A 2,123-nucleotide genomic window follows, 5' to 3' on the forward strand; every position below is an offset into this window, starting at 1 on the left:
AATCGGACATAAACAGCGGCACCATATCGATCTCCTCTCCGCTTGGAAGGGCGCTGATGGGAAAATCCGTAGGCGACGAGGTAAACTTCAACGCCCCCGGAGGTCAGCGCACCTATGAAGTCGTAAAAATAATTTAAATTCAGCCATCAGCGATCAGCCTAAAGCCCCGGAAGAAGAATCAGGCTGAGGCTAAGGTTGAGGTTGAGGAGAACCAGCAGCTTGTTTAACCTTAGCCTGAACCTTAACCTGCTTTTTTACTGGAGGGGGCGACCGGGTACCCACTTGCGGGTGTACCGGTATAAGGCAGCAGAGAGCATGGAGCAGAGAGCGGAGAGTAAAAAACGAAAAGAAGAATATAGGTCTTATAGGACCTATTGGACCTATAATAATCTGTAGCGAGTTCACGAGCGAGAGGGGGAGTCTCTTCGGGCTTTGCCCGAAGAGGGGGCGACGTGAGTCCCAGTAATAGACAAAGCCGCGGCCCTGTTGGCAATGAGCTGCCTTTTGGCATGGTGCGCGATAAGCGTCCCGCCTTCAATGTCTGTTGCTTCCAGCCACGAGAAGCGCTTTGCCTTCAGGACTACAAACACCGGCCTGTCTGAACGGAAGATCTTTGCAAAGCTTTCCTTATCAAGAAAGTGGTCTTTAGCGTCGGGATATTCCGACCCCATTTTCAGCTCACCGAAATACTCCGCGATGTAAGTCCTCCTTTTCAGATAGAACGGCAGGGTTTCGTCGAATGAACCAAAATCAATAACGACAGGCGCAGGGTTTCCTGTTTTGTTGATCTCTCTCGCGAGTTCTTTTGTCGTGTTCAGCCCGTCTATGACATGGGAGTGGAGCATTATACCGGTGAAAAGGACAAGGCAGAACGCCCCGAGCGTGAAAAAGAGAGACCGGTAGGTACGCATCATGCGAAAAGACATGACGATGAGTATTGCGAGAGAGGCGATCGATGCGGACAGGGTCAGCCAACGGACGGCCCTTGATACGGCGGCTATTTCAGATAGATTCGCCAGATATTTATCAAGCATGCCGGTTCCGTGGGCAAGTCCCGTCAGGGCAACGCACGAAAAGAATATCCCATATATAATAAGCTCGCGCTTTGGCGTGATGCGTTGATGCCATCTCCGCCAAAAGAGGTTGGCGAGGATGACCGAAACAGCGGGAAAGATCGGGAGGATGTAAGGAGGTAATTTTGATCCGGACAGACTGAAGAAGACAAAGACAACGAGCGACCAGATAAAAAAGAGCCGCAGCTCCTTTTCCCGCCACAATTCCGCAGCCGCCCGGGGGATGAATATTGACCATGGGAAAAGTCCGCCAAAGAGGACAGGGAAAAAGTAATAGAGGGGGCCGGATCTTTTGTGTTTGGTCGTCAGGAACCGCAGGATATGCTGGTCTATAAAAAAGAATTGGAAGAACTCTTTCTCCCGCAGGCAGATAATGATAAACCAGGGCAAAACGATCACGCAGAAAAGCAGGAGCGCTTTTATTGAGAGTATGTTCCTGAGGAACGGCAATCTCTTTTCAGACCAGAGGAAAATGACAATGGTAACCATCAGAAGGATGAAAGCCACCGGCCCCTTGGCCAGGACGGCCAGTGCAAGGGCGGCAAAAAATAGATAAAGGAACAATTGTCCCTTCTCCCGGTAGTACTGATAGAAACAGAGCAGACAGACAAAGAGGAGGAAAGAGAAGAGCATATCGATCGTCACGATGTGGGAGATAGCGAAAAAGCCAAAGGAGCCCAGCAGGATGAGCGAGGAGATCAGACCTGTCTCTTCGCCAAACCAGTTTGACATGGAGAGATACATCGTAAGTATGCACAGGAGGGCCGCAAGGGCATTGGGGAACCTGAAGGACCACTCGCTTATGCCGAAGGTCTTGTAAGAAAGGGCGGTAATCCAGTAGAGGAGTGGCGGTTTCTCAAAATAGCGGACATAGTCGAGATGGGGGACGACGTAGTCGCCTTGTTCCACCATCTCCCGGGGGATCTCCGCGTAGCGTCCCTCATCGGGCTCCTTCAGCGAGTAACTGCCGAGGTTATAGAAGAGGAAGAGGTATGAACACGCGAGAATGATCAGGAGAAAGATAACCCTTTTTTTGCGGCGCTAATCTGA

At 50.8% G+C, this 2,123-nt stretch carries 1 protein-coding gene; it reads right to left on the reverse strand.

The features are described 5' to 3' along the window. Positions 1–401 precede the first annotated feature (401 nt). A complete protein-coding gene (locus PHU49_13995; GenBank protein ID MDD5245117.1) occupies positions 402–2,084 on the reverse strand; it encodes a glycosyltransferase family 39 protein in 1,683 nt (560 codons plus the stop codon). Between the last annotated feature and the right edge of the window lie 39 nt (positions 2,085–2,123).

It is taken from the genome of Syntrophorhabdaceae bacterium (assembly GCA_028713955.1).
Taxonomy (GTDB): domain Bacteria; phylum Desulfobacterota; class Syntrophorhabdia; order Syntrophorhabdales; family Syntrophorhabdaceae; genus UBA5609.